The sequence below is a fragment of the Cryobacterium sp. TMT3-29-2 genome (genome assembly GCF_004564305.1).
Taxonomy (GTDB): domain Bacteria; phylum Actinomycetota; class Actinomycetes; order Actinomycetales; family Microbacteriaceae; genus Cryobacterium; species Cryobacterium sinapicolor.
In genome coordinates, this window is the sequence record NZ_SOGK01000113.1 from 1 (window position 1) to 22,814 (window position 22,814).

The 22,814-nt window shown below is 68.5% G+C and carries 22 protein-coding genes and 1 pseudogene; 11 read left to right on the forward strand and 12 right to left on the reverse strand.

Features of this window, described 5'->3' with window-relative positions; genetic code table 11:
* Positions 1-1,652: SbcC/MukB-like Walker B domain-containing protein (locus tag E3O67_RS12585; protein WP_304999340.1), on the forward strand; the 1,652-nt coding region annotated here is incomplete at its 5' end.
* 67 nt (positions 1,653-1,719) lie between these two features.
* Here the strand turns inward: E3O67_RS12585 and E3O67_RS12590 are convergent.
* Positions 1,720-2,487 (reverse strand): HNH endonuclease family protein, encoded by a 768-nt coding sequence (locus tag E3O67_RS12590; RefSeq protein WP_134427690.1) that lies wholly within the window; start codon positions 2,485-2,487, stop codon positions 1,720-1,722.
* A 51-nt stretch (positions 2,488-2,538) separates the two neighbouring features.
* Between E3O67_RS12590 and E3O67_RS12595 the strand changes: the two genes are divergently transcribed.
* The gene (locus E3O67_RS12595; protein WP_134427688.1) at positions 2,539-2,889 is read left to right on the forward strand and encodes a DUF2834 domain-containing protein; all 351 of its coding nucleotides are present in this window, start codon (positions 2,539-2,541) and stop codon (positions 2,887-2,889) included.
* 107 nt (positions 2,890-2,996) lie between these two features.
* Here the strand turns inward: E3O67_RS12595 and E3O67_RS12600 are convergent, their stop codons facing one another.
* Positions 2,997-3,596 carry a cupin domain-containing protein gene (locus tag E3O67_RS12600; protein ID WP_135102844.1) on the reverse strand — a complete coding sequence of 200 codons (600 nt, stop codon included), beginning with the start codon at positions 3,594-3,596 and terminating at the stop codon, positions 2,997-2,999.
* Positions 3,597-3,816: 220 nt separating this feature from the next.
* On the opposite strand from E3O67_RS12600, the gene E3O67_RS12605 reads away from it, so the two are divergent.
* Together E3O67_RS12605 and E3O67_RS12610 are read left to right on the forward strand one after the other, a co-directional pair.
* Positions 3,817-4,911: a TerC family protein gene (locus E3O67_RS12605; protein ID WP_135102845.1), complete on the forward strand. Its 1,095-nt coding sequence runs from the start codon at positions 3,817-3,819 to the stop codon at positions 4,909-4,911.
* A pseudogene (locus E3O67_RS12610) lies at positions 4,908-5,138 on the forward strand (winged helix-turn-helix domain-containing protein); the annotation flags it as partial. The gene E3O67_RS12605 and the pseudogene E3O67_RS12610, both read left to right, overlap by 4 nt.
* A 147-nt stretch (positions 5,139-5,285) precedes the next feature.
* On the opposite strand, the gene E3O67_RS12615 reads toward E3O67_RS12610, so the two are convergent.
* Complete coding sequence (locus E3O67_RS12615; RefSeq protein ID WP_135102846.1) at positions 5,286-5,978, reverse strand: Pr6Pr family membrane protein; 693 nt, start codon at positions 5,976-5,978, stop codon at positions 5,286-5,288.
* A gap of 153 nt (positions 5,979-6,131) precedes the next feature.
* Between E3O67_RS12615 and E3O67_RS12620 the strand changes: the two genes are divergently transcribed.
* On the forward strand, positions 6,132-7,154 hold the full coding sequence (locus tag E3O67_RS12620) for a TerC/Alx family metal homeostasis membrane protein (RefSeq protein ID WP_135102847.1): 1,023 nt from the start codon (positions 6,132-6,134) through the stop codon (positions 7,152-7,154).
* 53 nt (positions 7,155-7,207) lie between these two features.
* Here the strand turns inward: E3O67_RS12620 and E3O67_RS12625 are convergent, their stop codons facing one another.
* The 3 genes from E3O67_RS12625 to E3O67_RS12635 are packed head-to-tail and all read right to left on the reverse strand — an operon-like array spanning position 7,208 to position 9,503.
* Positions 7,208-8,023, reverse strand: a complete 816-nt coding sequence (locus E3O67_RS12625) for an amino acid ABC transporter ATP-binding protein (protein WP_135102848.1) — start codon at positions 8,021-8,023, stop codon at positions 7,208-7,210.
* Positions 8,010-8,678: an amino acid ABC transporter permease gene (locus E3O67_RS12630; protein ID WP_134427679.1), complete on the reverse strand. Its 669-nt coding sequence runs from the start codon at positions 8,676-8,678 to the stop codon at positions 8,010-8,012. The genes E3O67_RS12625 and E3O67_RS12630 overlap by 14 nt, the downstream gene beginning before the upstream one ends.
* 12 nt (positions 8,679-8,690) lie before the next feature.
* Positions 8,691-9,503 carry an amino acid ABC transporter substrate-binding protein gene (locus tag E3O67_RS12635; RefSeq protein ID WP_134427677.1) on the reverse strand — a complete coding sequence of 271 codons (813 nt, stop codon included), beginning with the start codon at positions 9,501-9,503 and terminating at the stop codon, positions 8,691-8,693.
* A 280-nt stretch (positions 9,504-9,783) separates the two neighbouring features.
* Here E3O67_RS12635 and E3O67_RS12640 point away from each other — a divergent pair, with 280 nt between their 5' ends.
* Positions 9,784-10,794: an ADP-ribosylglycohydrolase family protein gene (locus tag E3O67_RS12640; RefSeq protein ID WP_135102849.1), complete on the forward strand. Its 1,011-nt coding sequence runs from the start codon at positions 9,784-9,786 to the stop codon at positions 10,792-10,794.
* Positions 10,795-10,892: 98 nt separating this feature from the next.
* Here the strand turns inward: E3O67_RS12640 and E3O67_RS12645 are convergent, their stop codons facing one another.
* The gene (locus tag E3O67_RS12645; RefSeq protein WP_135102850.1) at positions 10,893-13,109 is read right to left on the reverse strand and encodes a RecQ family ATP-dependent DNA helicase; all 2,217 of its coding nucleotides are present in this window, start codon (positions 13,107-13,109) and stop codon (positions 10,893-10,895) included.
* A gap of 43 nt (positions 13,110-13,152) precedes the next feature.
* Positions 13,153-14,310, reverse strand: coding sequence for a hypothetical protein (locus E3O67_RS17510; protein WP_167726622.1), 1,158 nt, complete (start codon positions 14,308-14,310; stop codon positions 13,153-13,155).
* A gap of 206 nt (positions 14,311-14,516) precedes the next feature.
* On the opposite strand from E3O67_RS17510, the gene E3O67_RS12655 reads away from it, so the two are divergent.
* The 4 genes from E3O67_RS12655 (at position 14,517) to E3O67_RS12670 (ending at position 18,641) form a co-directional block, all read left to right on the forward strand.
* On the forward strand, positions 14,517-15,791 hold the full coding sequence (locus E3O67_RS12655) for a M18 family aminopeptidase (RefSeq protein ID WP_135102851.1): 1,275 nt from the start codon (positions 14,517-14,519) through the stop codon (positions 15,789-15,791).
* Between the two features lie 163 nt (positions 15,792-15,954).
* Positions 15,955-16,899, forward strand: coding sequence for an NAD-dependent epimerase/dehydratase family protein (locus tag E3O67_RS12660; protein ID WP_134427669.1), 945 nt, complete (start codon positions 15,955-15,957; stop codon positions 16,897-16,899).
* A 2-nt stretch (positions 16,900-16,901) separates the two neighbouring features.
* Positions 16,902-17,546, forward strand: coding sequence for a MerR family transcriptional regulator (locus E3O67_RS12665; protein WP_167726624.1), 645 nt, complete (start codon positions 16,902-16,904; stop codon positions 17,544-17,546).
* Positions 17,547-17,633: 87 nt separating this feature from the next.
* Positions 17,634-18,641 (forward strand): hypothetical protein, encoded by a 1,008-nt coding sequence (locus E3O67_RS12670; RefSeq protein ID WP_198418983.1) that lies wholly within the window; start codon positions 17,634-17,636, stop codon positions 18,639-18,641.
* Positions 18,642-18,648: 7 nt separating this feature from the next.
* Here the strand turns inward: E3O67_RS12670 and E3O67_RS12675 are convergent, their stop codons facing one another.
* From E3O67_RS12675 to E3O67_RS12685, 3 genes are all read right to left on the reverse strand, one after another.
* Positions 18,649-18,852: a hypothetical protein gene (locus E3O67_RS12675; protein ID WP_134427667.1), complete on the reverse strand. Its 204-nt coding sequence runs from the start codon at positions 18,850-18,852 to the stop codon at positions 18,649-18,651.
* Between the two features lie 105 nt (positions 18,853-18,957).
* On the reverse strand, positions 18,958-19,713 hold the full coding sequence (locus tag E3O67_RS12680) for an SGNH/GDSL hydrolase family protein (protein ID WP_135102853.1): 756 nt from the start codon (positions 19,711-19,713) through the stop codon (positions 18,958-18,960).
* A gap of 9 nt (positions 19,714-19,722) precedes the next feature.
* Positions 19,723-20,625: an oxygenase MpaB family protein gene (locus E3O67_RS12685; RefSeq protein WP_134427663.1), complete on the reverse strand. Its 903-nt coding sequence runs from the start codon at positions 20,623-20,625 to the stop codon at positions 19,723-19,725.
* A 111-nt stretch (positions 20,626-20,736) separates the two neighbouring features.
* On the opposite strand from E3O67_RS12685, the gene E3O67_RS12690 reads away from it, so the two are divergent.
* Positions 20,737-22,200, forward strand: a complete 1,464-nt coding sequence (locus E3O67_RS12690; protein WP_135102854.1) for a cryptochrome/photolyase family protein — start codon at positions 20,737-20,739, stop codon at positions 22,198-22,200.
* Positions 22,201-22,362: 162 nt separating this feature from the next.
* On the opposite strand, the gene E3O67_RS12695 is transcribed toward E3O67_RS12690, so the two are convergent.
* Complete coding sequence (locus E3O67_RS12695; RefSeq protein ID WP_134427659.1) at positions 22,363-22,653, reverse strand: hypothetical protein; 291 nt, start codon at positions 22,651-22,653, stop codon at positions 22,363-22,365.
* Positions 22,654-22,814: the final 161 nt, after the last annotated feature.

Sequence of the window (22,814 nt, forward strand, 5' to 3'; positions counted from 1 at the left end):
AGGCAGAGCGGCTGCGCGTGGCGCAGGCCGCGGCCGGCCAGGTGCGGCGGTTCGACGCCGAGCTGTCGGCGGCACACCTGGCCGATGCGGTCGCCGCCGGTGAGAACGCGGCGGCGGCGGTGGGCTACCAGACCCTCGTGGACCGGCGGCTGGCCGGCCACGCCGTCGAGCTGGCCTCGCACCTCGTGCCGGGCGAGCCGTGCGAGGTGTGCGGGTCGACCGCTCACCCGGCTCCCGCCACCGGCGACGACGAACCGGTCACCGAAGCAGATATCGTCTCGGCGCGGGCACTGCTGAAGCAGGGGCAGACCCGACTCGAGCAGACGCACGCCGTCACCGGCGCCGTGGCCACCGCGCTGGCTGAGGCCCGGGCCCGGGCCGGGGCGCGCACCCTCGACGAATTCATCGCCGAGATGGCTGCATCCGAGGTCGCCCTGGCCGAGGCCGTTACCGCGGGCGTGCGGGCCGCGGCACTCGGCCTCGACAAAAGCAGGCTGCGGGCCGAACTCGAGGAAGCCGGCCGTGTCCTGGCCGACCTCTGCTCCACTCGCGATGAGACGGCTGCCCGGCTCGCCGATCGACGCAGCGCCCGGCAGGCCATCGACGACCGGGTGGCCGCCCAGCGCGGCGGCTTCGCCTCGGTCGTCTGCCGGGTCGATCGGCTGCAGGCCGGGCTGGCCTCCGCGCGGGCCCTCGACGCGGCCCTCGACCACAGCCGTGAGGGCCGGAGTCTGCGGAACGCCGCGGAGGCATCCGTACAGACCCAGCTGGTCCGTGAAGACTTCGCCGACGAGCAGACCGCGACCGCCGCCCATCGGAACGACGCCGAGGTGCGGCAGCTGGAGGAACTGATCCGCGCCCACGACGATTCGCGCGCGGCGGGGCGGTCGGTGCTCGCCGAGGCCGCGCTCACGGATCTGCCCGCCGGACTGACCGACGTCGGTCCGGCCCGGGAGGCCCTGGCCGCCGCCGCGGCGGAGCGGGACACGGCGCTGGCCGAACGCGGGTCGCTGGGGGAGCGCGTGGTCGTCCTGACCGGCCTGGTCACGGATGCCCGGGTGCACTTCGATGCCGGCGAGGAACTCCTGTCCACGCAGACGCAGGTGCGGGAGCTGGCGGCGGCCGTGCACGGCGACGAACCCAACACGAAACGGATGCGCCTGGAGACCTACGTTCTCGCCGCGCAGCTGGAGCAGATCATCGCGGCCGCCAACAACCGGCTGCGCACCATGACCGGCGGCCGCTACACGCTCGAGCACGACGACTCAGTGCAGTTCCGGGGCGGCCAGTCCGGGCTCGGGCTGATGATCCGGGATGCGCACACCGGGCGAGCCCGTCCCACCCAGTCGCTCTCGGGCGGCGAGACGTTCCTGGCGTCTCTGGCCCTCGCCCTCGGGCTGGCGGAGATCGTGTCAAACCAGGCCGGCGGCATCGCCCTCGACACCCTGTTCGTCGACGAGGGCTTCGGGTCGCTCGACGGAGCCACCCTGGAGACGGCGATGAGCACCCTGGACGGCCTCCGCGCCGGTGGCCGCACCATCGGTCTGATCAGCCACGTCGACTCCATGAAGGAGCAGATCCCGGCCAAGCTGGTCATCACCGTCACCGACCAGGGTTTCAGCGAGATCGGCGAGAACCTCCTGTCGGCCTAGACGTGTTGGGCCGGTTCGTGCTGTCGTTGGTTCGTGCTGTGCCGGTTCGTGCTGTGCTGGTTCTGGACTAGCGCGAACCGGCCGCAAACGCATAGACAGGGTGGCCCGGGCAGGCAGCGAGAACGCGCGCCATGGCGTCGTGCTCGGCCGGGGCCACCCACAGGCCGTAGGTGGCCTTCACAGAGATCTGGCGGGCCACGTACTCACAGCGGAACGACTTCTGCGCGGGCAGCCAGGTGGCGGCATCCCCATCGCCTTTCTGCGAGTTGGAGGCGCCGTCGGAGGCCAGCAGATTCATCGGGTCGTTGGCCAGAGCGATCCGCGCGTCCTGGTCCAACTGCTGAGCACCCGTCTGCCAGGCGTTTGACAGGGCCACCAGGTGATCGATCTGCACGTGCATCGAGCTGGTCTCGCCGCGCTCGAATCTGACCGATTCGCCCGTGTACGGAGCCAGCAACTCGCCGCTGAGCACCCGGCAGGTGTCGTCGGTGACGATTTCGGTGAGGTCGCGGGCCAGGATGTCGTTGCGGGTGTCGCATCCGTTGTCGTCGACGTCTCGCCAGGCCGAGCCGAAGTCCCCGGTGCGGTCGTAGCCCGTCTTCGCGGCCTTGCCCTTGACCGGGAGGGTGGCGAGCAGGTCGGCCGCGTCACCCGCCGCCGGGGCCGCGGATCCGTTCGGGAAGGGAACGGATGTCTCTCCCGGCACCAGACCGGGCACGCCGACCATGATCGCCCAGATCAGGGCCAGCGGCAGGATCACCATCAGGGCGGTGACGGGCCCGCGCCGGGAACGACGGCTGCGAGTCGACGCCGGCCGGCGGGGTGAGTGTGGCATGGTGCTCCCAGAGGGTCGGCTCTCGACCCTACCGGGCGGCGATAATGACGCATGACCAAAAACTGGACCCCGCTCGCCGTCGTCTACCTGGCGCTCAGCCTCGCCGGCCTCGTGGGCACCTGGACCTTCAACCTGCTCGCGATCGCGGCGCTGCGCGACTTCTTCGGCGACTGGGTGAACAGCGGCCCGGCGGTGTCGTCACTCACCGTGGACCTGCTGGTGGTGGCGGTGGCCGGCAGCATCCTGATCATCGTCGAGGCCAGGCGCCTCGGGATGAAGCGGGGCTGGCTCTACGTGCTGCTCTCCGGCCTGACGGCGTTCGCCTTCACCTTCCCGCTCTTCCTCGCGATGCGAGAACGCGCCCTTCACGCGCGGCGGACGCAGGCGGCACCCGCGAGCTAGTCGGTGTCGAACGAATTCGACGGAGATTTTGCTGGTAGTCGTCCCTAATCATCCGTTTCAGTACGAAACAGCCAAAATCTCCGTCGTATTCGTTAGGGCTGACCCGGCTAGTCGGTCTCGGCCGACCGCGCGCTCGTGGCGGGCCGCTTAGCCGCTGTCTTCTTGGCCGCTGACCTTGTGGCCGGTTTCTTCGCAGTCGTCTTCGCAGTCGTCTTCGCAGGCGTCTTCGCAGTCGACTTCGCAGTCGACTTTGCAGTCGACTTCGCGGTGGCCTGTCCTGTGGCCCGCTTCGCGGACCGCCGCTTCGCCTTCGGTTCCGTGACGGTGCCGTCGAAGTGCTCCTCCGAGGAGTGGGCGTCCGCCTTCGTCCGGTGAACGATTGCGTCCTGGTGCTCGGGCGGGGCGTAGATCGTGGCCAGCCGCAGCACTTTGCCGCCCGAGTTCAGCACATTGTGCCGGGTGCCGGCCGGAACGATCATGGCCGAGTTCTTCCGGATCTTCGTTTTGGTGCCGTCGATCCAGATCTCGCCCTTGCCCTTCTCCACCCGGAAGTACTGGTCTCGATCCGAGTGCACCTCTTCTCCGATGTCCTCACCCGGTTCCAGCGCCATCACGACCAGCTGCATCCTCTCCGCGGTGTACAGCACCTGCCGGAAATTCGAGTTGCGGATGGCCGCGTCTTCGATGTTGTCCACAAAGCCCTTCATGGGATCCTCCTTCGTTCCAATCCACGGTAGTCGCGGTGGCGACGCTGCTCAACCGCCCCGGTTTGCTCCAAAGGGTGAAGTATGCTTCACTTGTTTTCGGAGGGGAGTAATCCCCAGCGTGTGGTCGTCATTACGGTTCCGTCATCGGAACCCGGCCGCAGGAACCCGATCCGGGTTGGACCAGACCTCCAGTGGTACTACGGACTGGAAGGCATTTCCCATGAACGTTCCCCTCTACGCCTGGCTGACGGTGTTCGGCGTGATCGCCGTCATGCTCGCCGTCGACCTGTTCGCCCACCGCAAGGCCCATGTGATCGGGGTGCGCGAGGCCGCGATCTGGTCGGTGGTCTGGGTTGTCATCGGCATCGGGTTCGGGGCGGTGATCTGGAGCACTGCCGGGGCCGAGTACGGTCAGCAGTACTACGCCGGCTACCTGATCGAGAAGTCCCTCGCGGTCGACAACGTCTTCGTCTGGGCGATCATCTTCGCCGCCTTCGCCGTGCCACGCCAGTACCAGCACCGCGTGCTGTTCCTCGGCGTGCTTGGAGCGCTCGTGCTGCGCGGTATCTTCATCGCCGCGGGCGCCGTGCTGATCGAGAACTTCTCCTGGATCCTCTACATCTTCGCCGCGTTCCTGATCTACACCGGCTACCGCATGATCCGCACCCGCAACGAACACGCGCACCCCGAGAAGTCGCCGGTGCTGCGCCTCTTCCGCCGCTTCATCCCGATGACCGACGCGTTCCACGGCCAGCGCTTCCTGGTGCGCAAGAACGGGATCCTGCTCGCCACACCGCTGCTGGCCGTTCTTGTGCTCGTCGAGGTGACGGATGTCGTGTTCGCCGTGGACTCCATCCCGGCCATCTTCGCGGTCACCAGCGAGCCCTTCATCGTCTTCACCGCCAACGCCTTCGCGATCCTCGGCCTGCGGGCGATGTACTTCCTGCTCGCCGACCTCATGCACCGGTTCGTCTACCTGAAGATCGGGCTCGCCCTGGTGCTGGTCTGGGTCGGTGTCAAGATGCTGTTGCTCGACGTCTTCTACATCCCAACAACCGTCTCACTGGGTGTGATCGCGCTGATCATCACGGTGTCGGTCGTGCTCAGCCTCCGTGCCACCCGCGGCCAGGGACGTCGGGAGGTCGAGGCCGACGCGGCCGGCTCGTTCCGCGAGGCCACCCCCGCGGAGCTCGCCGAGCTGGAGCCGGTCTGGCGCCGCCCGGCCCGCAGTTTCGAGCAGAAGCCCGGGCAGAAGCCCGAGCCCAAGCCTGAGCCTAAGTCCGAGCCCCAGAAGGAGAACGAGAACCGCCGATGACCGAACCCCTGACCGATCCGCTACCCGCAACGCTGACCGATCCGTTACCCGCACCGCCGGATGCCCCCGGCAAGCCGTGGACGTTCCTCACCCACCACGCGCACCTGCTCCTCGCGATCGCGGGGAATCCGGATGCACGGGTGCAGGAGCTCGCCGACACGGTCGGGGTGTCGTCCCGGGCGGCGCTGAGCATCACGGCGGACCTGGTCGAGGCCGGGTACATTCGGCGCGAACGGGTCGGGCGGCGAAACCACTACAGCGTCGAGCGGAACCGGCCGTTCCGGCATCCGTCGAACGCGGCTCACAGCATCGACGAGATGATCGCCGTGTTCGCCAACTTGGCGCCGGCGGCGCCACGGCCGGACGACCTCCGGTCAGACCGCGGGTTCCGGCTCAAGGGCGCGGGGACGGATGCGGCTGGCCGCGATGGCCGCCGCGGCGAGACCGGCGATGAAGAGCGCGATACCGAGCACGTACAGGGCAACGGCGAGGTAGCCGCCCGGCTGCGCCGGGTCGAGGAACGGGTAGGTGTAGAAGCCGGTCAGCGTTCCCCGGAGCAGTGCGTAGACCACCCAGAGCACCGGGTAGATCAGGGCATAGCCGAAGCGCGTCCAGGCCAGAGCCGGTCGCCCCGGCGAGAGAATCCAGTCCAGGGCGATGAAGATCGGCGCCCAGACGTGGAGCACCTCGTTGGGCCAGCCCACCCCGATGAAACCGTCGGAGACGATGCCGCGGAGCAGGGCGTTGTAGACCACGCCGGTGACGACCGCGTAGGTGAGCACCGACATCCGTACCGCGGTGAGAAGCTGGGGGTCGACGCGGCTTCTCAACGCGAGGGACCCTCCCACGAGCAGCACGACCACGTTCATCAGGCTCGACTGGATCGTGAAGTAGCCGAAGTACTCGGTGGCCACGAACGCGTCGTTCCAGAGCTGGTCGGCGATCTGTGTGATGATGCTCGCGAAGAGCAGCAGCCCCATGGCGATGCGCAGCAGACCCGAGAGGCGTCGGAGGGCGGAGGGCGATGCTGAATCGGAGGCCACCGTAGGAATTACTGTTGAAGTCACTGGAAAAGAATAGTGCTGCCGAGCTGAGGAATCAGTGGGGCAGGCCGCTCGCTTGACCGGCCCTGAACCACAGTCACCTAATCACCCAACTGGTCCCTAACATTAGTGATCACGCCGAAAATCCTCATTGAGGACACGACAGGAAGGTCACAGTTGCTGGAAGTAACTGCGCTCCGCTGGACGCTCACTATCGCACTCATTCTGGGTCTGCTCGCGCTCGACCTGGGCCTGGCCATGGCTCGGCCGCACGTGGTCAAATTCCGGGAGGCCGCAGTCTCGTCGGTGCTGTACATCGCGGTCGCCATCCTGTTCGGCCTCGTTTTCGCGGTCCAGGTGGGCTGGGGCTTCGGTGCGGAATACTTCGCCGGGTACATCGTGGAGAAGAGCCTGTCCATCGACAACCTCTTCGTCTTCGTGATCATCATGGCGACCTTCGCCGTGCCGGAAAAATACCAGCAGAAGGTGCTCATCTTCGGAATCGTGCTGGCCCTCATCCTGCGGGCGATCTTCATCGCGCTGGGCGCCGCCCTGCTCTCGCTGTTCTCCTTCATGTTCCTGATCTTCGGCCTGGTGCTGATCTTCACGGCCGTGCAGCTGTACCGGCACCGCAATGTCGACCCCGACGTGCAGGACAACGTGCTGGTCCGGGTGGCCCGTCGGGGTCTGACCGTGACCGACGACTATGTCGGCGGTCGGATGTTCACCCGCATCGCCGGCCGCCGCGCCGTGACACCACTGTTCATCGTGCTGATCGCGATCGGCAGCACCGATCTCCTCTTCGCACTCGACTCGATCCCGGCGATCTTCGGAATCACCGATGAGGCGTACATCGTCTTCACGGCCAACGCCTTCGCCCTGCTCGGGCTCAGGGCGCTTTTCTTCCTCGTCAAGGGACTCCTCGACCGGCTGGTGTACCTGTCGACCGGCCTGTCCCTGATCCTGGCGTTCATCGGTGTGAAACTTGTTCTGCACTGGGGACACGGCCTTGACGACCGCGTGCCGGAGATCAGCACGAACCTCAGCCTGATCGTAATCGGTGTGGTGTTGACCGTGACCACGATTGCCAGCCTGGTCAAGACGCGCCGGGATCCCACGGCACGAGCGCATGCCGGCTCACTCCGGGCAGCGGATCGGCCCGACCCCGAACCCGCGGAGCGGACCGACCCGGAGACCTAGAAGGGGCTCGGAGACCTAGAAGGGGCTCGGAGGCCTAGAAGGGGCTCGGAGGCCTAGAAGGGGAACAGCAGCCGGTGCAGGAACTGCCGGGTGCGTTCCTCCTTCGGGTTGCGGAGCATCTGCTTCGGGTCGCCGTGCTCGACGATCCGGCCGCCGTCGACGAAGGCGACCTCGGTGGCCACCTCCCGGGCGAATTCAAGTTCGTGGGTCACGATGACCATGCTCCAGCCCTCCACGGCCAGCTCCTTGATCAGGCGCAGGATGTCCCCGACGAGTTCCGGGTCGAGCGAGGAGGTGGGCTCGTCGAAGAGCAACAGCTGCGGCCGCAGGGCGAGCGCGCGCACGATTCCCACGCGCTGCTGCTGACCGCCCGAGAGCTCGAACGGGTAGCTGTCCTTCTTGGTACTGAGGCCCACCCTGTCGAGCAGCGCGAGCGCTTCCGCCTCGACCTCCGCCTTCGGACGCCGCTGCACGACCACGGGCCCTTCGAGCACGTTCTCCAGCACGGTTTTGTGCGGAAACAGGTTGTAGTGCTGGAAGACCATGGCCGAACGGTCACGCAGAGCCGCGAGCTGCTTCTTCGCCGGGGGAGTGCCGAAGTCGAGCGAGACCTCCGAGGCGACGTCGATCGTGCCGCCGTCGGCCAGTTCCAGGCCGTTCAGGCAGCGGAGGATGGTGGTCTTGCCGGAGCCCGACGGGCCGATCAGCGCGAGCACGTGGCCGCGGCCCACCGCCAGGTCGACGGACTGCAGCACTTGGTTCGGGCCGAAACTCTTGCGCAGGCCCCGCACCCGGAGCAGGGCGCCCGGGGCCGACGCGGCATCCCTGTCGGTCGAGTCGGTGGGGTCGGTCGGATCAGTGAGCGACATAGCGGTCCAATCGCTTCTCGAGAACGCTCTGGATCGAGGACAGACCCAGGCAGATCACCCAGTAGACCAGGGCGGCCTCGAGGTAGAGCAGCATGAATTCCTGGCTGAAGGCGGCCACCTGCTGCGCCTCGCGGAACAGCTCCGTGACCAGGATCAGCGAGGCGAGGGAGGTGTCCTTGACCAGGCTGATGAAGGTGTTCGACAGGGGCGGCACCGACACGCGGGCGGCCTGCGGCAGGATGATCCGGGTCAGCGCGCGACGGTGCGACATGCCGATCATGTACGCCGCCTCCCACTGCCCCTTGGGCACAGACAGGATGGCCGCCCGGATCACCTCGGCGGCGTAGCCGCCGACGTTGAGCGAGAACGCCACCACGGCGCTCGGCCAGGGGTCGATCAGGATGCCCAGAGACGGTAGACCGTAGAAGATCACGAACAGCTGAACCAGCAGCGGGGTGCCGCGAACGATCGAGATGTAGACCCGGGCGATTCCGGACACCCACCGGCGCCGGGACAGGCGCATCAGCGCCAAGCCGAGCGCGAGCGTGATTCCTATCGCGAACGAGGCGAGGGCCAGCGGGATCGTACCGGCAATCGCCCCGTGCACGATGGGACCGAGCGAGGTCCAGAAAAGTTCCCAGGCAGATTGGTTCATGGCTGGAACGGGTTACTTGGAGACGTCGGACCCGAAGTACTTCTCCGAGATCGACGTCAGGGTGCCGGCGGCGGCGAGCTTGGCGAGGGCCGCGTCGACAGCATCCGTCAGTTCCGTGCTGCCCTTGACGAACGCGAAGGACGATGCAGACTTCTCGTCGGTGTTCGCGGCGACCTTGAGGCCGGCGGCTCCGGTCTGCTTCTGGTAGTCGAGGAAGGTCAGGTTGTCGTTCACGGTCGCGTCTACGCGACCCTGTTCGACCAGGGCGACCGACTGGGCCCACCCCTCGACGGCCTGTACGTTGGCGCCGCTCTCTGTGGCGAGGGTGTTCCAGTTGCTGGTGAGCGACTGCGCGGTGGTCTTGCCGGCCAGGGACTCGAAGGAGGTGATCGAGGTGTTGTCGCTCTTCACCACGATGACGCCGGTCGAGACGGTGTACGGGGTCGAGAAGTCGTACTTCTCGACGCGTTCCGGGGTCGCCGTGACCTGGTTGGCGATGACGTCGAAGCGTCCGGCCTCGAGGCCGGCGAAGATGCCGTCCCACTGGGTTTCTTCGAACTTGGCCTTGACGCCCAGTTCGGCGGCGACGGCCTCGATGACCTCGACGTCGTAGCCGGTCAGGGCGCCGGAGCCGCCCTCGTGGAACGTGAACGGGCGGTAGGTGCCCTCGGTTCCCACGGTGAGAACGCCGGCGTCCGTGACGGAGGACAGCGAGGTGTCGGCGCCGGTGGTTGCCGCCTCGTCGGTGCCGGCACCCGCGGAGCAGCCGGCCAGCGACACGGTGAGCGCTGTGAGGAATACCGCCGACAGGATCTTGAGCTTCATGGTTTCTGGCCTAACCGAGGTTGCAGGAGCGTATCCGCCGCCGAAAAGCGACTTCCGAAGACTAACAAGCAGTGGGCTCCGGTCAATATTCCCGTGACGCCCGGCGTCACACACCCCACAGGGCCCAGTCAATGGCCTTGTCGGGTATTTTGGGCCGGATTAGGCTGCGGGCGTGGCGAGCATCCGATGCCTGATCTCGGATTCGCTTGTACAACGGTCCTTACCCGACCGTACAACGGTCCTTACCCGACCGGATTCGGCCCAACCCGGAGGAGCCCGCATGAAGCTGACTGCCGACCAACATGACCGATCGGCCGGAATGCTGCTCGGCATGGCATGCGGGGATGCCCTCGGGGCGGGCTACGAATTCGCCGGGCCGTTGCCGGAAACCACCTCGGTCAGCATGCGCGGCGGTGGCGGTTTCCACTGGGCGCCCGGCGAGTGGACCGACCACACGGCACTGGCCGTGCCGCTCGCGATGGCCGCGGCGGAGGGCAGGGATCTCCGGGACGAGGCGGTCCTTGACCACGTCGTGGCCCACTGGGTGGGCTGGGCGAAATCGGCACCGTACGCCGGCGTGCAGCTGGGCAAGGTGCTCTCCGCCAGCGAGCCGAACGCAGAGTCCGTGCGCCGCGCGGCGAAGGAGCAGCACGACCGGAACGGGCGCAGCGCCGGCAATGGATCGCTTCTGCGCACCGCGCCGGTGGCGCTGGCGTTCCTTCGCGATCCGGTCGCCCTGGCCCGGGCAGCGCGCTTGGTCAGCGAGCTGACGCACCCCGAAACCGAGGCAGGCGACGCCTGCGTGCTGTTTGGGCTCGCCCTGCGACACGCGGTGCTCGAGGGCGAACTCGACATTCGGGTGGGCCTGTACGCCCTGCCGAGCGACCGCCGCGGGGACTGGTCGGCCCGGTTCGACGAGGCCGAGAGTAAACGGCCGGCGGACTTCCCGGGGAACGGCTGGGTCGTGCAGACCCTGCAGGCCGCCTGGTCGGCCATCACGCACGCCCGGGGAACGGATGCCGGCCAGGTGCGCCGTGCCATCGAAGCCGCGGCCCGCGGCGGTGGCGACACCGACGCCGTGGCGGGTGCCGTGGGCGCGCTGACCGCAGCCCGCTGGGGGCTGGAATCCGTGCCTACGGCCTGGCGCCACCTGGTGCAGGGCTGGCCGGGGCTGCGCGGCGTGGACCTGGTGCGTCTTTCGATGCAGGCCGCCCACGGCGACGAGGCCGGGGGAGTCGTGGCAGACAAGGTCGGCCGACGGCGCACGGTCAGGCTGCGCGCCCTGCACTGAGGACGGTTGTCCAGGGGGTTAGGTTTCCGGCGGTTCAGGTTTCCGGCGGTTCAGGATTTCAACAGCTCAGGATTTCAACAGCTCAGGACTTCAACAGCTCAGGACTTCAACGCCAGCGCGAACGGCAGCACGGCCGCCACCCCCTGGCGGCGCAGCAAGCGACCCGCGACCGTGAGGGTCCAGCGGCTGTCGGCGAGGTCATCGACGAGCAGGATCGGCCGGCCCTGCACCGCTTCGAGGGCCGCGGCCAACTCCGACCCCACCGCGAAGTGGTCCCAGACGTTGGCGAGTCGGTAGGCGCTGTTGCCGCCCGCCGTGCCGGTGGGGCCGCCGTTCACGAGGTCGAGCGAGCCGAGCCAGGGCAGGCGGCCCGCGTCGGCGAACGCCTGTGCCACCGATCCGACCAGCAACGGATGCCGCCGCGAAGGCACGCTGACCACCGCGGCCGGTCGTTCATCCCAGCCCCATTCCGCCAGCACGCGAATGCAGGCCTGGATCAGGGCCGGGCTCGCCGGGGCATCCGTGGGCGGGGCATCGGAGGTCTGGGTGGCGAAGAGGTCGCGGAGTGGCCCGCCCCAGCCCAGGTCGGTGAGGCGGGCGAGGGCGCGGCCGGGCAGCATCCGTTCGCCGGCCGGGATGTTTCCGCGTACGTTGACGCCGAGGCTCGTCACCCCGGTAGGCCACTGGGCGCGCGGTTCGAGGGCCACTCCGACGCGGTCGAGCGACGCGGCGGCGACGGAGGCCATCTCGGGTGCCACGTCGCCGGGGAACCAAGCCATGGTGCAGTTGTCACAGCGACCGCAGGGCACCGCGGTGTCGTCGTCGAGGGCACGCTGCAAAAATTCCATCCGGCAGCCGGTGGTGCGCTCGTAGTCGAGCATTGCCTGCTGCTCGTTCACCCGGGCGGCGGCGATGCGTTCGTAGCGTTCCCGGTCGTAAAGCCAGGGCTGGCCGGTGGACACCCAGCCGCCGGTGACGCGGCGCACGGCGCCGTCGACGTCGAGCACCTTGAGCAGCAGCTCGAGCGGGCTGCGCTTGAGGTCGACGCGGGCCTCGAGCGCGGGCGTGGACAGCGGGGCGCCGCCGTGGTCCGTGAGCGCCCCGATTACGGCCTCGGCCTTGTGCTGGCTGGGCATCGAGGAGGTCGCGAAGTACTGCCAGATGTCTTCGTCTTCGACTCCGGGCAGCAGCAGCACGTCGGCGTTCTCGGTGGCGCGTCCGGCGCGGCCGACCTGCTGGTAGTAGGCCACGGGTGAGGACGGGGCACCCAGGTGCAGCACGAAGCCGAGGTCGGGCTTGTCGAACCCCATGCCCAGGGCGCTGGTGGCGACCAGGGCCTTGACCTCGTTGCGCTTGAGCATTCCCTCGGACTCCTCCCGCTCGGCCGTGTCGGTTTGCCCGGTGTAGGCGCGCACCGGGTGCCCGGCCTCCCGCAGCAGCCGGGCGGTGTCCTCCGCAGCCGAGACGGTGAGGGTGTAGATGATGCCGCTGCCGGGCAGTTCGTCGATGTGGCTGAGCAGCCAGGCCAGCCGGGTGCGCGAGTCCGGCAACCGCAGCACGCCCAGGCGCAGGGATGCCCGGGCGAGCGGCCCCCGGATTGTGACCACCTCGGTGCCCCCGGTGGTCGAGCCTGTCGGGACCGGAGTGCCTGTGGAGTGCGGAGAGCCTGTGGAGTGCGGAGAGCCTGTGGAGAGCGGAGAGCCGGCCGTCACCAGCTGCGCCGCGACATCCGTCACCACCCGGCTGTTCGCCGTGGCCGTGGTCGCCAGCACGGGCACCCCGGCGGGCATCTGGGCGATCAGGTCGCGCAGGCGCCGGTAGTCCGGCCGGAAATCGTGCCCCCAGTCGGAGATGCAGTGGGCCTCGTCGACGACGAGCAGCCCCACCCGGGTCAGGAGCGCCGGGAGCTGCTCGTCGCGGAACTTCGGGTTGTTGAGCCGCTCCGGCGACACCAGCAGCACATCGACCTCGTCGCCCTGCAGCTGCTGCTGCACCTCGGCCCACTCGTGCGGGTTGGCGGAGTTGATCGACACGGCGCGCACCCCGGCCCGGGCGGCCGCGGCCACCTGGTCGCGCATCAGGGCGAGCAGCGGTGACACCAGGATGGTGGGGCCGGCACCCTGGCGGCGCAGCAGCAGTGTGGCGACGAAGTAGACGGCCGACTTGCCCCACCCGGTGCGCTGCACGACCAGGGCCCGGCGGCGCTGGTCGACGAGGGTCTCGATGGCCTCGAACTGCCCCTCGTGGAAGTCGGCGTCGTCACGCCCGACCAGGTTGCGCAGGATCTCGAGGGCGGCGGCGCGGGTGTCGGTCATCCGTCCAGCTTCGCAGATGCGGGTGACAGTGCGCCGGGCTCGGCTACAGCGCGTCGAGCCGGGCGGCCACCTCGGCCGGGAACCCACCGGTACCGATCGGGCTCCACCGGGTGGGGGTGATGCGGATCCGGGCCTTGTCCTGCAGGGCCATCGACGCCCGGTACTCGGCCCAGTCGGAGTGCTCGCCGGCGATACACCGGAAGTACTCGACCAATCCGTCGCCTGCCTCGGGCCTGTGCAGCACCTCGGCGTCGCCGTCGAGCAGCACGGGGTGCAGCCAGAGCATGTCCTCCCGGATCTCCAGCCCGGTGTAGCAGTGCACGACCATGTTGACCGATCCGGCCATCGCGCCGAGGTGGATGCCCTCGTGGGTGGAGCCGCCGAGGATGTCGCCGAGGTCGCTGTCGAGGGCCCGGGTCAGGTAGACCCAGGACCGTTCCCGGTCGCGGCTGGCGTCCAGCCAGGAGTGCACCACGTTGCTGAGCGTGGAGCCGTGGGTGGAGCGTGCGGAGTAGAAGTCGACGGTTCGCACAATGGATTCCGGCGGCAGTTCGTAACCCATGGTCTCGAGCAGGTCACGCAGCTCCTCCGCGGAGAGCAGGTAGAGCAGCATGAGCACGTCGGCCTGCTTGGAGAGCCGATAGTTGTTCGTACTGTCGCCCTCGGCGTTGAGGATCAGGTCGAGCCGAGCGATGGAATGATACCTGCCCCGGTAGGCGTCCCAGTCGAACTCGGGGAGGTCTTCGTAGCCCTCGAATTGGCTGATCACGCCGTCGGCGTGGAACGGCACCCGCAGCCGCAGGCTGATCCGGGCCCACTGGTCGACCTCGTCCGGCCGAAGTCGCAGCCGGTTCCAGAGCGGCCGGCAGTCCCGGTTCTCCAGCAGCGCCACGGTGTCGACCGCGCGGCGCAGCACCCACGCGGTCATCACGTTCGTGTAGGCGTTGTTGCGGACGCCGCTGCCCGGCGCACCGGGGTAGCCGTCGTGGAATTCGTCCGGCCCCATCACCCCGACGATGTCGTAGCGGTCGTCCACCTCGTCGTAGCGGGCCAGGCTCGCGAAGAAGCGGGCCACTTCGAGCAGCATCTCGGCACCCTGGTGAATCAGGAATTCGGTGTTACCGGTGGACTGGTAGTACTCCCAGACGCTGTAGGCCACGGCGAGGCCCACATGCCGCTGGTTCTGGGAATTGTCAGGCATCCAATGCTAGGACAGGGGGTTGAAGAGTTCCGTCGGGGTGGACTCGCGCCCGTCGATGCCGCTCTGCCACGAGAATATCGCGGCGCGGGCCGGGTGCGGGGGTTTGTTCGGCTGGATCATGGGTGCGCTCCTCCTGGCCGTGAACGACTGGCCGTGCGTGCGGCCCGTGAATGTGTACATAGAACGCAGAGTGGTTGGATTGTCCCATGACCTCCCAACCCGACTACATCGCCGATTTCGCCGACTTCATCACGGCCTCACCGTCGTCCTACCACGCGGCGGCGGAGGTCGCCCGCCGCCTGGACGGCGCCGGTTTCGACCGTCTGAGCGAAACGGAGGAGTGGTCGAACGAACCCGGCCGCCGTTACATCCTGCGCGACGGCGCCGTCGTCGCGTGGGTGCAGCCGGCCGACGCCGGCCCGACGACCCCGTTCCGTATCCTCGGCGCCCACACCGATTCGCCCGGTTTCAAACTGAAGCCGAAGCCGACCATCGGCGCCCATGGCTGGCTGCAGGCCGGGGTCGAGGTCTACGGCGGCCCGCTGCTGAACTCCTGGCTCGACCGCGAACTCGAATTCGCCGGCCGTCTGACCACCGTCGACGGCACCGAGCACCTCGTGCGTACCGGCCCGTTCTGCCGCATCCCGCAGTTGGCCATCCACCTCGACCGCGACGCCAACACCGCCCTCACCCTCGACCGGCAGCGGCACCTGACCCCGGTCTTCGGGGTGGGGGAGAAGAGCCAGGCCGATCTGGTCGAGCACCTCGCCGGTCTGGCCGGGCTGGCGGGCGAGGATGTCGCCGGGTACGACATCATCACGGCTGACACGGCGGCACCGGCCCGGTTCGGTCTCGGCGACGAACTCTTCGCCGCCGGACGGATGGACAACCTCTCCTCTGTGCACGCCGGCCTCGTCGCTCTCATCTCCGCCCCCACGTCGGCCGGGCAGATCCAGGTGCTCGCGGCCTTCGACCACGAGGAACTCGGCTCCGAAACCCGCTCGGGCGCGAGCGGACCGCTGCTCGACGACATCCTGACGCGGATCGGGGCGGGGCTCGGGGCATCCGTCAGCGATCGCCTGCGCGCCTACGCCGGCTCCTGGTGCCTCTCGGCCGACGCCGGCCACTCGGTGCACCCGAACTACCCGGAGAAGCACGACCCGGCGAATATGGTCGTCGCTGGGGGCGGGCCGCTCCTGAAGATCAACGCCACCCAGCGCTACGCGACGGATGCCGCCGGTGCCGCGCTCTGGGCCCGCACCTGCGCGCAGGCCGGCGTGGCGTACCAGGAATTCGTTTCGAACAACACGGTGCCCTGCGGCTCCACGATCGGGCCGCTGACCGCCACGCGCCTCGGCATCCGCACGGTCGACGTGGGAATCCCGCTGCTGTCGATGCATTCCGCCCGCGAACTGTGCCACGTGAACGACCCGGTGGCGCTGAGCGTCGCGATCGGCGCGTTCTTCGCCCCCGAGCACTAACGACCGGTGAGTGACTTCGGCAGTCGAGCCCAGCCCCGCCCCGGCGAAACCCGGAGATGAGGATTCAACTCCTTCCGGATAGTCAAGGTATCTGATAGCATGGCTATCAGACATTCTAACTATCTGTACGACGGCTCTCGCGTCGTCCGCAGAGGAGATTCTCATGACCGTCCACCTCATCGCCGGCGCCGGCTACATCGGCGAAGCCCTCGCCCGCGCCCTCGTCGCGCGTGGGGACACCGTGCTGCTCGCGACCCGCTCCGGCACGAACGTGTCCGGCACGACGTCGGTCACCCTCGACGCGTCCGATCCGGATGCCTTGGCCACCGCAGCAGAAGGCGCCGCCACGATCTTCCTCGCGACCGGTCCTCGCCAGTATCACCGCTGGCCGGAACTGTGGCCCCCGATGCACCGGGCCGCCATCGAAGCGGCCCACCGGTCCTCGGCCCGGCTGGTGTTGATGGGCAACCTCTACGGCTACGGCGAGGACAGCGCCATGCCCATGTCCGAAACGACGCCGCTGCACCCGACCGAGCCGAAGGGGCAGGTGCGAGCCGAGGGCTGGACGCTCGCGCTCGCCGCCCAGGCCCGGGGCGAGATCGAGGTGGTCGAGGTGCGGGCGAGCGACTACTTCGGACCGGGCGCCGGCCGGAACTGCCAACTCGGCTCGGCCTTCTTCGGGCCCGTACTCGCCGGCCGGTGCGCCCGGATCTTCGGCAGCGCGACCGAACCGCACAGCTGGTGCTACCGGGCCGACATCGTCGCCACCCTGATCGCGGCCGCGGACTACCGCGGGCCGTGGGGCCGGGTCTGGCACGTGCCGGCTGCGGAGCCGCTCTCCCGCGCCGAGATCGCCGAGCGGGTGAATCGGCTCACGGGCGAAAAGGGCAGCGTCAAGGAAATGAGCCCGGCGTTCCTGCGACTGCTCGGCGTCTTCTTGCCGTTCATCCGAGCGGCCAACGACTCGGCCTACCAGTTCAACCGGCCGTTCCTGGTTGACTCCACTGAGACCGAGCGACTGCTCGGTGTGCAGGCCACACCATGGGCGGAGTCGTTGGCGGCCGTGATCGAGAGCTATCGGGCGCCGGCCGTGCGGGCGGACGCCTGACCATGGCGGACGCCGCCATGAAGATGGCCGAACTCAGCGCACGCAGCGGTGTGGCGGTCGCGACGATCAAGTTCTATCAGCGGGAGAACCTGCTCCCGCCTGGCGTTCGCACGGGTCCGAATCAGGCGCTGTACGGAGACGCGCACCTCGGTCGCATCCGTCTCATCCTCGGCCTGACCGAGGTCGGTGGCCTCACCGTCGCAGCCGCCCGGCGCGTGCTCGAAGCCATCGATTCCGAGCTCCCCCTGCCGGAGACATTCGAGATCGCCCAGCATGCCGTCTCCGAGGCGGTCGATCCGACGACGGTGACGGCGGACGCCCTGGCCCACGTCGACGCGCTGATGGCGGGCTGGCACGTCTCGGACGACAACCCCGGTCGCCTCGCGGCGGCCCGGGTCTTCGACACGTTCACGGGAATCGGCCAGATCGACGCCGCTGGTTGGTTCCGGCGCTACGCCGCCGCCGCCCTCGTGGCGGCCGAGGCCGACATCGATGAACTCGACGCCCGCATCGAGCGGGCGGCCAAGGCGGAGATCGTCGTCGTGGGCACAGCGCTCGGCGACACGCTGTTCTCAGGCCTGCGCCGGGCGGCCCAGGAGCATCTGTCCTCGCTACGGTACTCAGCGCCTCCGGCGCCCGAGCTCTGACGTGGATCGCACGCCCCGCCAAGGAACCCGCCAACACAACCAGGCAACGAAACCAGGCAACCAAACCGCAAGGTCCGAGGAGTGATCGTGTCCAGCCAGTCGTTCCAGTCGTCCCAGTCGTCCCAGTCGTCCCAGTCGTCCCAGTCGTCCCAGTCGTCCCAATCGTCCCGGCTGCACCGGGCGCTTCGCCCCCTGGTCTGGCATCGGCCCCTGCTCTGGATGTCGGTGGCCATGGCTGTGCTGGTCGTGATGTGCCTGATCGGGCTCCTGGTCGACCACCGCACACTCACCGGCGCTCCGATCTGGGCTAAGCCGCTCAAATTCTCGATCAGCGTGCTGGTGTATGGGCTTACCCTGGCCTGGCTGCTCCCGCTCCTTCGGCGGAGGCACCTGGCCTGGTGGATCGGCACCGCTGCGATGGTCGCCCTGGCCATCGAGATGGTCGTCATCGTCGGGGCAGCCTCGGTCGGAGTGACGAGCCACTTCAACGTCTCAACCCCACTCGCATCCGTGCTGTGGTCGGTAATGGCGTTCTCGATCGTCGTGGTCTGGCTGGCGACGCTGATTCTCGCGTTCCTGCTCTTCCGGGCTGATCTCGGAGACCGGGCCAGGTCGCTCGCCGTGCGCTCGGGAGGGCTCATCGCCGTGCTCGGGATGGGGCTCGCCTTTCTCATGACGGATCCCACCGCGGACCAGCTGGATTCGTTCCAGGGTGTGGCCGGGGCTCACACTGTCGGCCTGTCCGACGGTGGCCCCGGGTTGCCGATGCTGGGCTGGAGCACCGTGGCCGGTGACCTGCGCATCCCGCACTTCGTCGGGATGCACGCCCTGCAGATGCTGCCGTTGGCGGTCCTTTTGCTCGAGCTCCTGGCCCGGTGGGTGCCTGTGCTCCGGGTCGGGAGGGTGCGGGTGGGCATCATCGGGGTTTTGATGGTCCTCTATCTGGGCGTGCTCGCGCTGCTGACCGGGCAGGCGCTCGCCGGACAATCGATTGCGCGCCCGGGGGTCCTCATGCTCTTCCTGGCGATGGGACTGTTCGCGGGAGCGGCGGTGGCCATCGGCGGCGTCATATGGAGTGCTCGGTCGCGCGGATAGGTTGGCGTCAGCCGGCGAAGGCGGATTGGCGGTGTCCCTGCACGGGATGCCCGAAGCGGGACTCCACGAGGTCCTCGTCATCGGCGAGTTCGCAGCCGCCCTCGTGCACGATAGCCGGCCAGACGATGCGCAGATCGTTCCCGACATGGGCGGTGGCGCCGATCCCGCATTCTCGGCAGTGGACGGTCAACACCCAGTCGTTTTCTCTCATTCCTAGAGATTTCCTCAAATCGAGGGCGTCGACAAGGGGGTGTACTTTCGCGCCGCGATATGCAAGCCGCCGTGGGCGACTGCGAGCGAGGACGGCGCCGGTGGGTCAGTGAACGGCGATCCTGCCCAGCAGGAGATCCGCGATCGCCCGGTAGCCGGTGTCATTGGGGTGGAATCGGTCGCTGGCTCCGCCGAAGACATCCCGTCCGGCCGGCCCCCGGTTGGCCTCGACCGGGTATAGCCCGTACAGGCTGACGAATGCGCCACCCTGCCGCGCGCATTCCTCGTCGATGAGCGTGTTGTAGGCGTCGGACCCGTCGGCGCCACCGGCGCTGCCCCAGGTGCCCACGCAGAGCAGCGGCACCCCGGGCGATTCCGTGTGCAGGCGTCGCAGGAGTGCGCGGTAGCTGCGCGCGAACTCGTCGGGTGCCGTCTGGTGCACCACGTCGTTGGTGCCCAGCTCGACCACGGCCAGGTCGAGGTTCTCGGGTACGTCGACCAGCCTGGACACCGTGCGAGTGGTGGCGCCGGCGCGATTCTTGTGGAATTCCTGAATCGGTCCGTCTGCCGAGAGGGCATCGACCATCAGCGGACGAAACCCAAGGTCCTGCCGCTCGGCGTTCAGGCCGTAGCTGATCGAATCCCCGACGAACAGAACCCGCAGCGGGCGTTCATCCGGGCGGTCCACCTGCACAGTGCTGTCGGCCGCGGGCGGGGAGAAAGGGAAAACGCCACTGAGTCCGAGTGCACCCAGGCAGAGTGCCGCCACGGACAGCGCCGCCAGGCCGAGCACCACCACCCGATACGGAACACGGCGGGTTGGAATTCCGGCCGCACTCCGGCGACCCGGGCGTGGAGGCATCCCCCAAGCCTAGGCGGGATTCGCCTCGGCGAGGCGTGCGATGCGGGTGCGGGCGGCATCCTCTGAGGTCGACGACCGGCCCAGCAGCAGGCGCACCAGGCCGAGAACGGCTCCGGTGGCCCAGACCACGGGCAGCAGGGAGCGCCGGAGGCCGAGCAGCTCACGGTACTCGCGGGGGATCGAGGCGACGGCGCCGGCGAACATCACCCGGTAGAACGGCAGCATGCCCCGACGGAGCGGTGGATTGCGGATGAATCGAACCGCCTCGGCGACGCGCTCGTCGCTTTTCAGGATGCCGGCATCCCGGAACGCATCGAGCTGTGCCTGCAGTTCCGATGCGGAACGGGGCGGATTGTGCACGCCGATCAGCTCTCCGGCCTTGGCCCACTCGCGCACGTAGCCGTCGGCGCCACCTGGGATGGGGCCTCCCCAGATCGAGTGGGTGGCCAGGAAGGCGTCGGTGAAGACGATGTGCACCCAGGCGAGCAGTTCGGGGTCTCCGGCGGAATACGGCCGCTCGATCCCCTGGGCGTCGCGATAGGTTCCGGCGACCCGGTCGTGGAACCGGCCCACCCTAGAGGACTCGTGCTCGGCCAGGGTGGTGTCGGCGAAGGTCACGGTGACCAGCCACTGAATCGTGCCGGAGAGTCGTCCGAGCGGGTCTTCCTTGTAGCGCGACCAGTCGTGCACGCCGGCCATCGCGCCGGGATGCAGGGTCTGCATGAGCAGGGCACGGATGCCGGCGACCATCGTCGCCATCCCGCCGTGCACGGCCCAGGAGGCCGAGCCCGGACCGAAGAAGCCGACGTCGTCGCCGAGTTCCATCTTGTCGACCCAGTGCGGGCGCCCCTCGCCGTTTCCGGAGAGGGTCACCAGAAGATGCGACCGCCAACTGTCTACGAACCTGCTCATTGACCGAGGCTAACTCCTGGTGGCTGGGCATCGGCCTCGAACCTCCCCCGCGGCGGGGCGCATGGCCGCTATGCGCTGCCGGGTGCGCGGCAGCATCCTAAACTCGGAACCATGGCAGCGCCTCGCTTAATTTTCGCCGACCAGCTCGGCCCCCACTTCGATGACGGCGGACCTCTTCTCATGGTGGAGGCTGTCGGTGTTCTGGGCCAACGCACCTATCACCGGGCCAAAGCGCACCTGATCCTGAGCGCCCTCCGGCACCGGGCCAGGGAACTCGGTGACCGGGTGGAATACCTGCACGCCGAGCATTACCGGGACGTGCTCGCCGGCCGTGACCTCGAGGTGGTCGATCCCACATCGTGGGGCTCCCGTGCCCTGGTGCGGGAGCTCGGCGCGCGGGTGCTGCCCAGCCGCGGCTTCGTCACCAGCGAGGCGGACTTCGCGCTCTGGGCGGCCGACCGGCCGCCGTCGCGTCTGATCATGGACCAGTTCTATCGACAGGTGCGCACCGAGACCGGGCTGCTCATGCGCGGACCTGACCCCGAGGGCGGCAAGTTCAACTTCGACCACGACAATCGCCAGCCACCGCCGAAGGGAGCGGTGAACCTGGGGCTGCCGGACCCGTTCTGTCCGGTCGAAGACGATATCGACGCGCAGGTACGCATCGACCTGGACCGGTGGCAGGCGGAGGGGCGCGTCCACCTGATCGGTGAGGACGGCCCGCGCCGGTTCGCGGCCACCCGGGCGGAGGCGCTCGCCGCGCTCGCCGATTTCGTCGAGACGCGCCTGGGCGACTTCGGTCCGTTCGAGGACGCCTCGCTGCTCGGGGATGAATCCATGGCCCACTCGAGGCTGAGCGTTCCCCTGAATCTGGGACTGCTGCATCCGCGCGAGGTGATCGACGCCGTGGTCGCCGCCTACGAGACCGGGGGAGCCCCGCTGCAGAGCGTGGAAGCCGTGGTGCGCCAGATCATGGGGTGGCGGGACTGGGTCTGGCACCTCTACTGGCATCTGGGCGAGGACTATGTGCGGCGCAGCAACCACCTCGAGGCGCAGGTGCCCCTGCCCCGCGAGTTCTGGGAGCTCGACGGCAGCGCGGTGCGGGCGAAGTGCTTGAGCCATGTGCTCGGGGAGGTGCGTCGCACGGGCTATGCGCACCACATCCAACGACTGATGGTGCTCGGCAACTGGGCCCTGCAGCGCGGCTACCAGCCGGCCGAGCTCACCGAGTGGTTCACGAACTCGTTCGTCGACGGCACTCCGTGGGTGATGCCCGCCAACGTGGTCGGGATGTCCCAGCACGCCGACGGCGGAATCGTCGCCACGAAGCCGTATGCGTCGGGGGGTGCGTACATCTCGAAGATGAGCGACTTCTGCGGCGCGTGCACGTTCAACCCGAAGAAACGGCTGGGCGAAGACGCGTGCCCGTTCACCGCCGGGTACTGGGCCTTCCTCGACCGGGTGGAGCCGCGCATCCGGGGGAATCACCGCATGGCACAGCCGCTCGCCGGGCTGCGCCGCCTCGTCGACCGGGAGGCGGTCGTCGACCAGGAGCGTGCCCGCACCCGGTGGTGAGCGGCGAATAGACTTCCGATATAACTCTCCACAAGATGCGAACAACTCTCGCATCTAGGGTTCCTGGCGGAGAGGTGGAGCGGACGCTGATCACACTGCCGAGCAAGCGGATCTGAGCCGGGAGTGCGGCCTGTGGCCTCGACAGGCTCCACCGCCGGGGATTTACCTGACCTCGGTGGGCCAGTCGGTCACGCCGGTGAGGGCGGCCTGCAGGGAGACCGCCGAGGCGCGGGCCTGGTCGGCGCCGTGGAGGTTGTAGACATCGATCGCGAGCGGAGGGGCCTCGCCGAATTTGGGGATCTCGACCTCGACGCGACCACCGCCGACGAGCGGCACGAACGGATGCGCCGTCCCGGAATCCTGCACGGTCGACCCGACCGCCTTCGCAATCAGACGCAGCGCGTCGGGCTTGGTGACGTGGGCCTGTGCCACGATCGTTGCCGAGTAGTCCATGGAACTCCTTCACTGGGACGGCGCTGCGATTGCAGTGCGGCGGACACCGCGCGCACCTCTACCGAAGCAGGCTACGGCATCCGTGGCCGTGCACCGGGCCAGGCCCACCGGGGCGCAGCCGCGCTCCTCGACCTCGCTGGTCACCCGGAGTACGGTTGCAC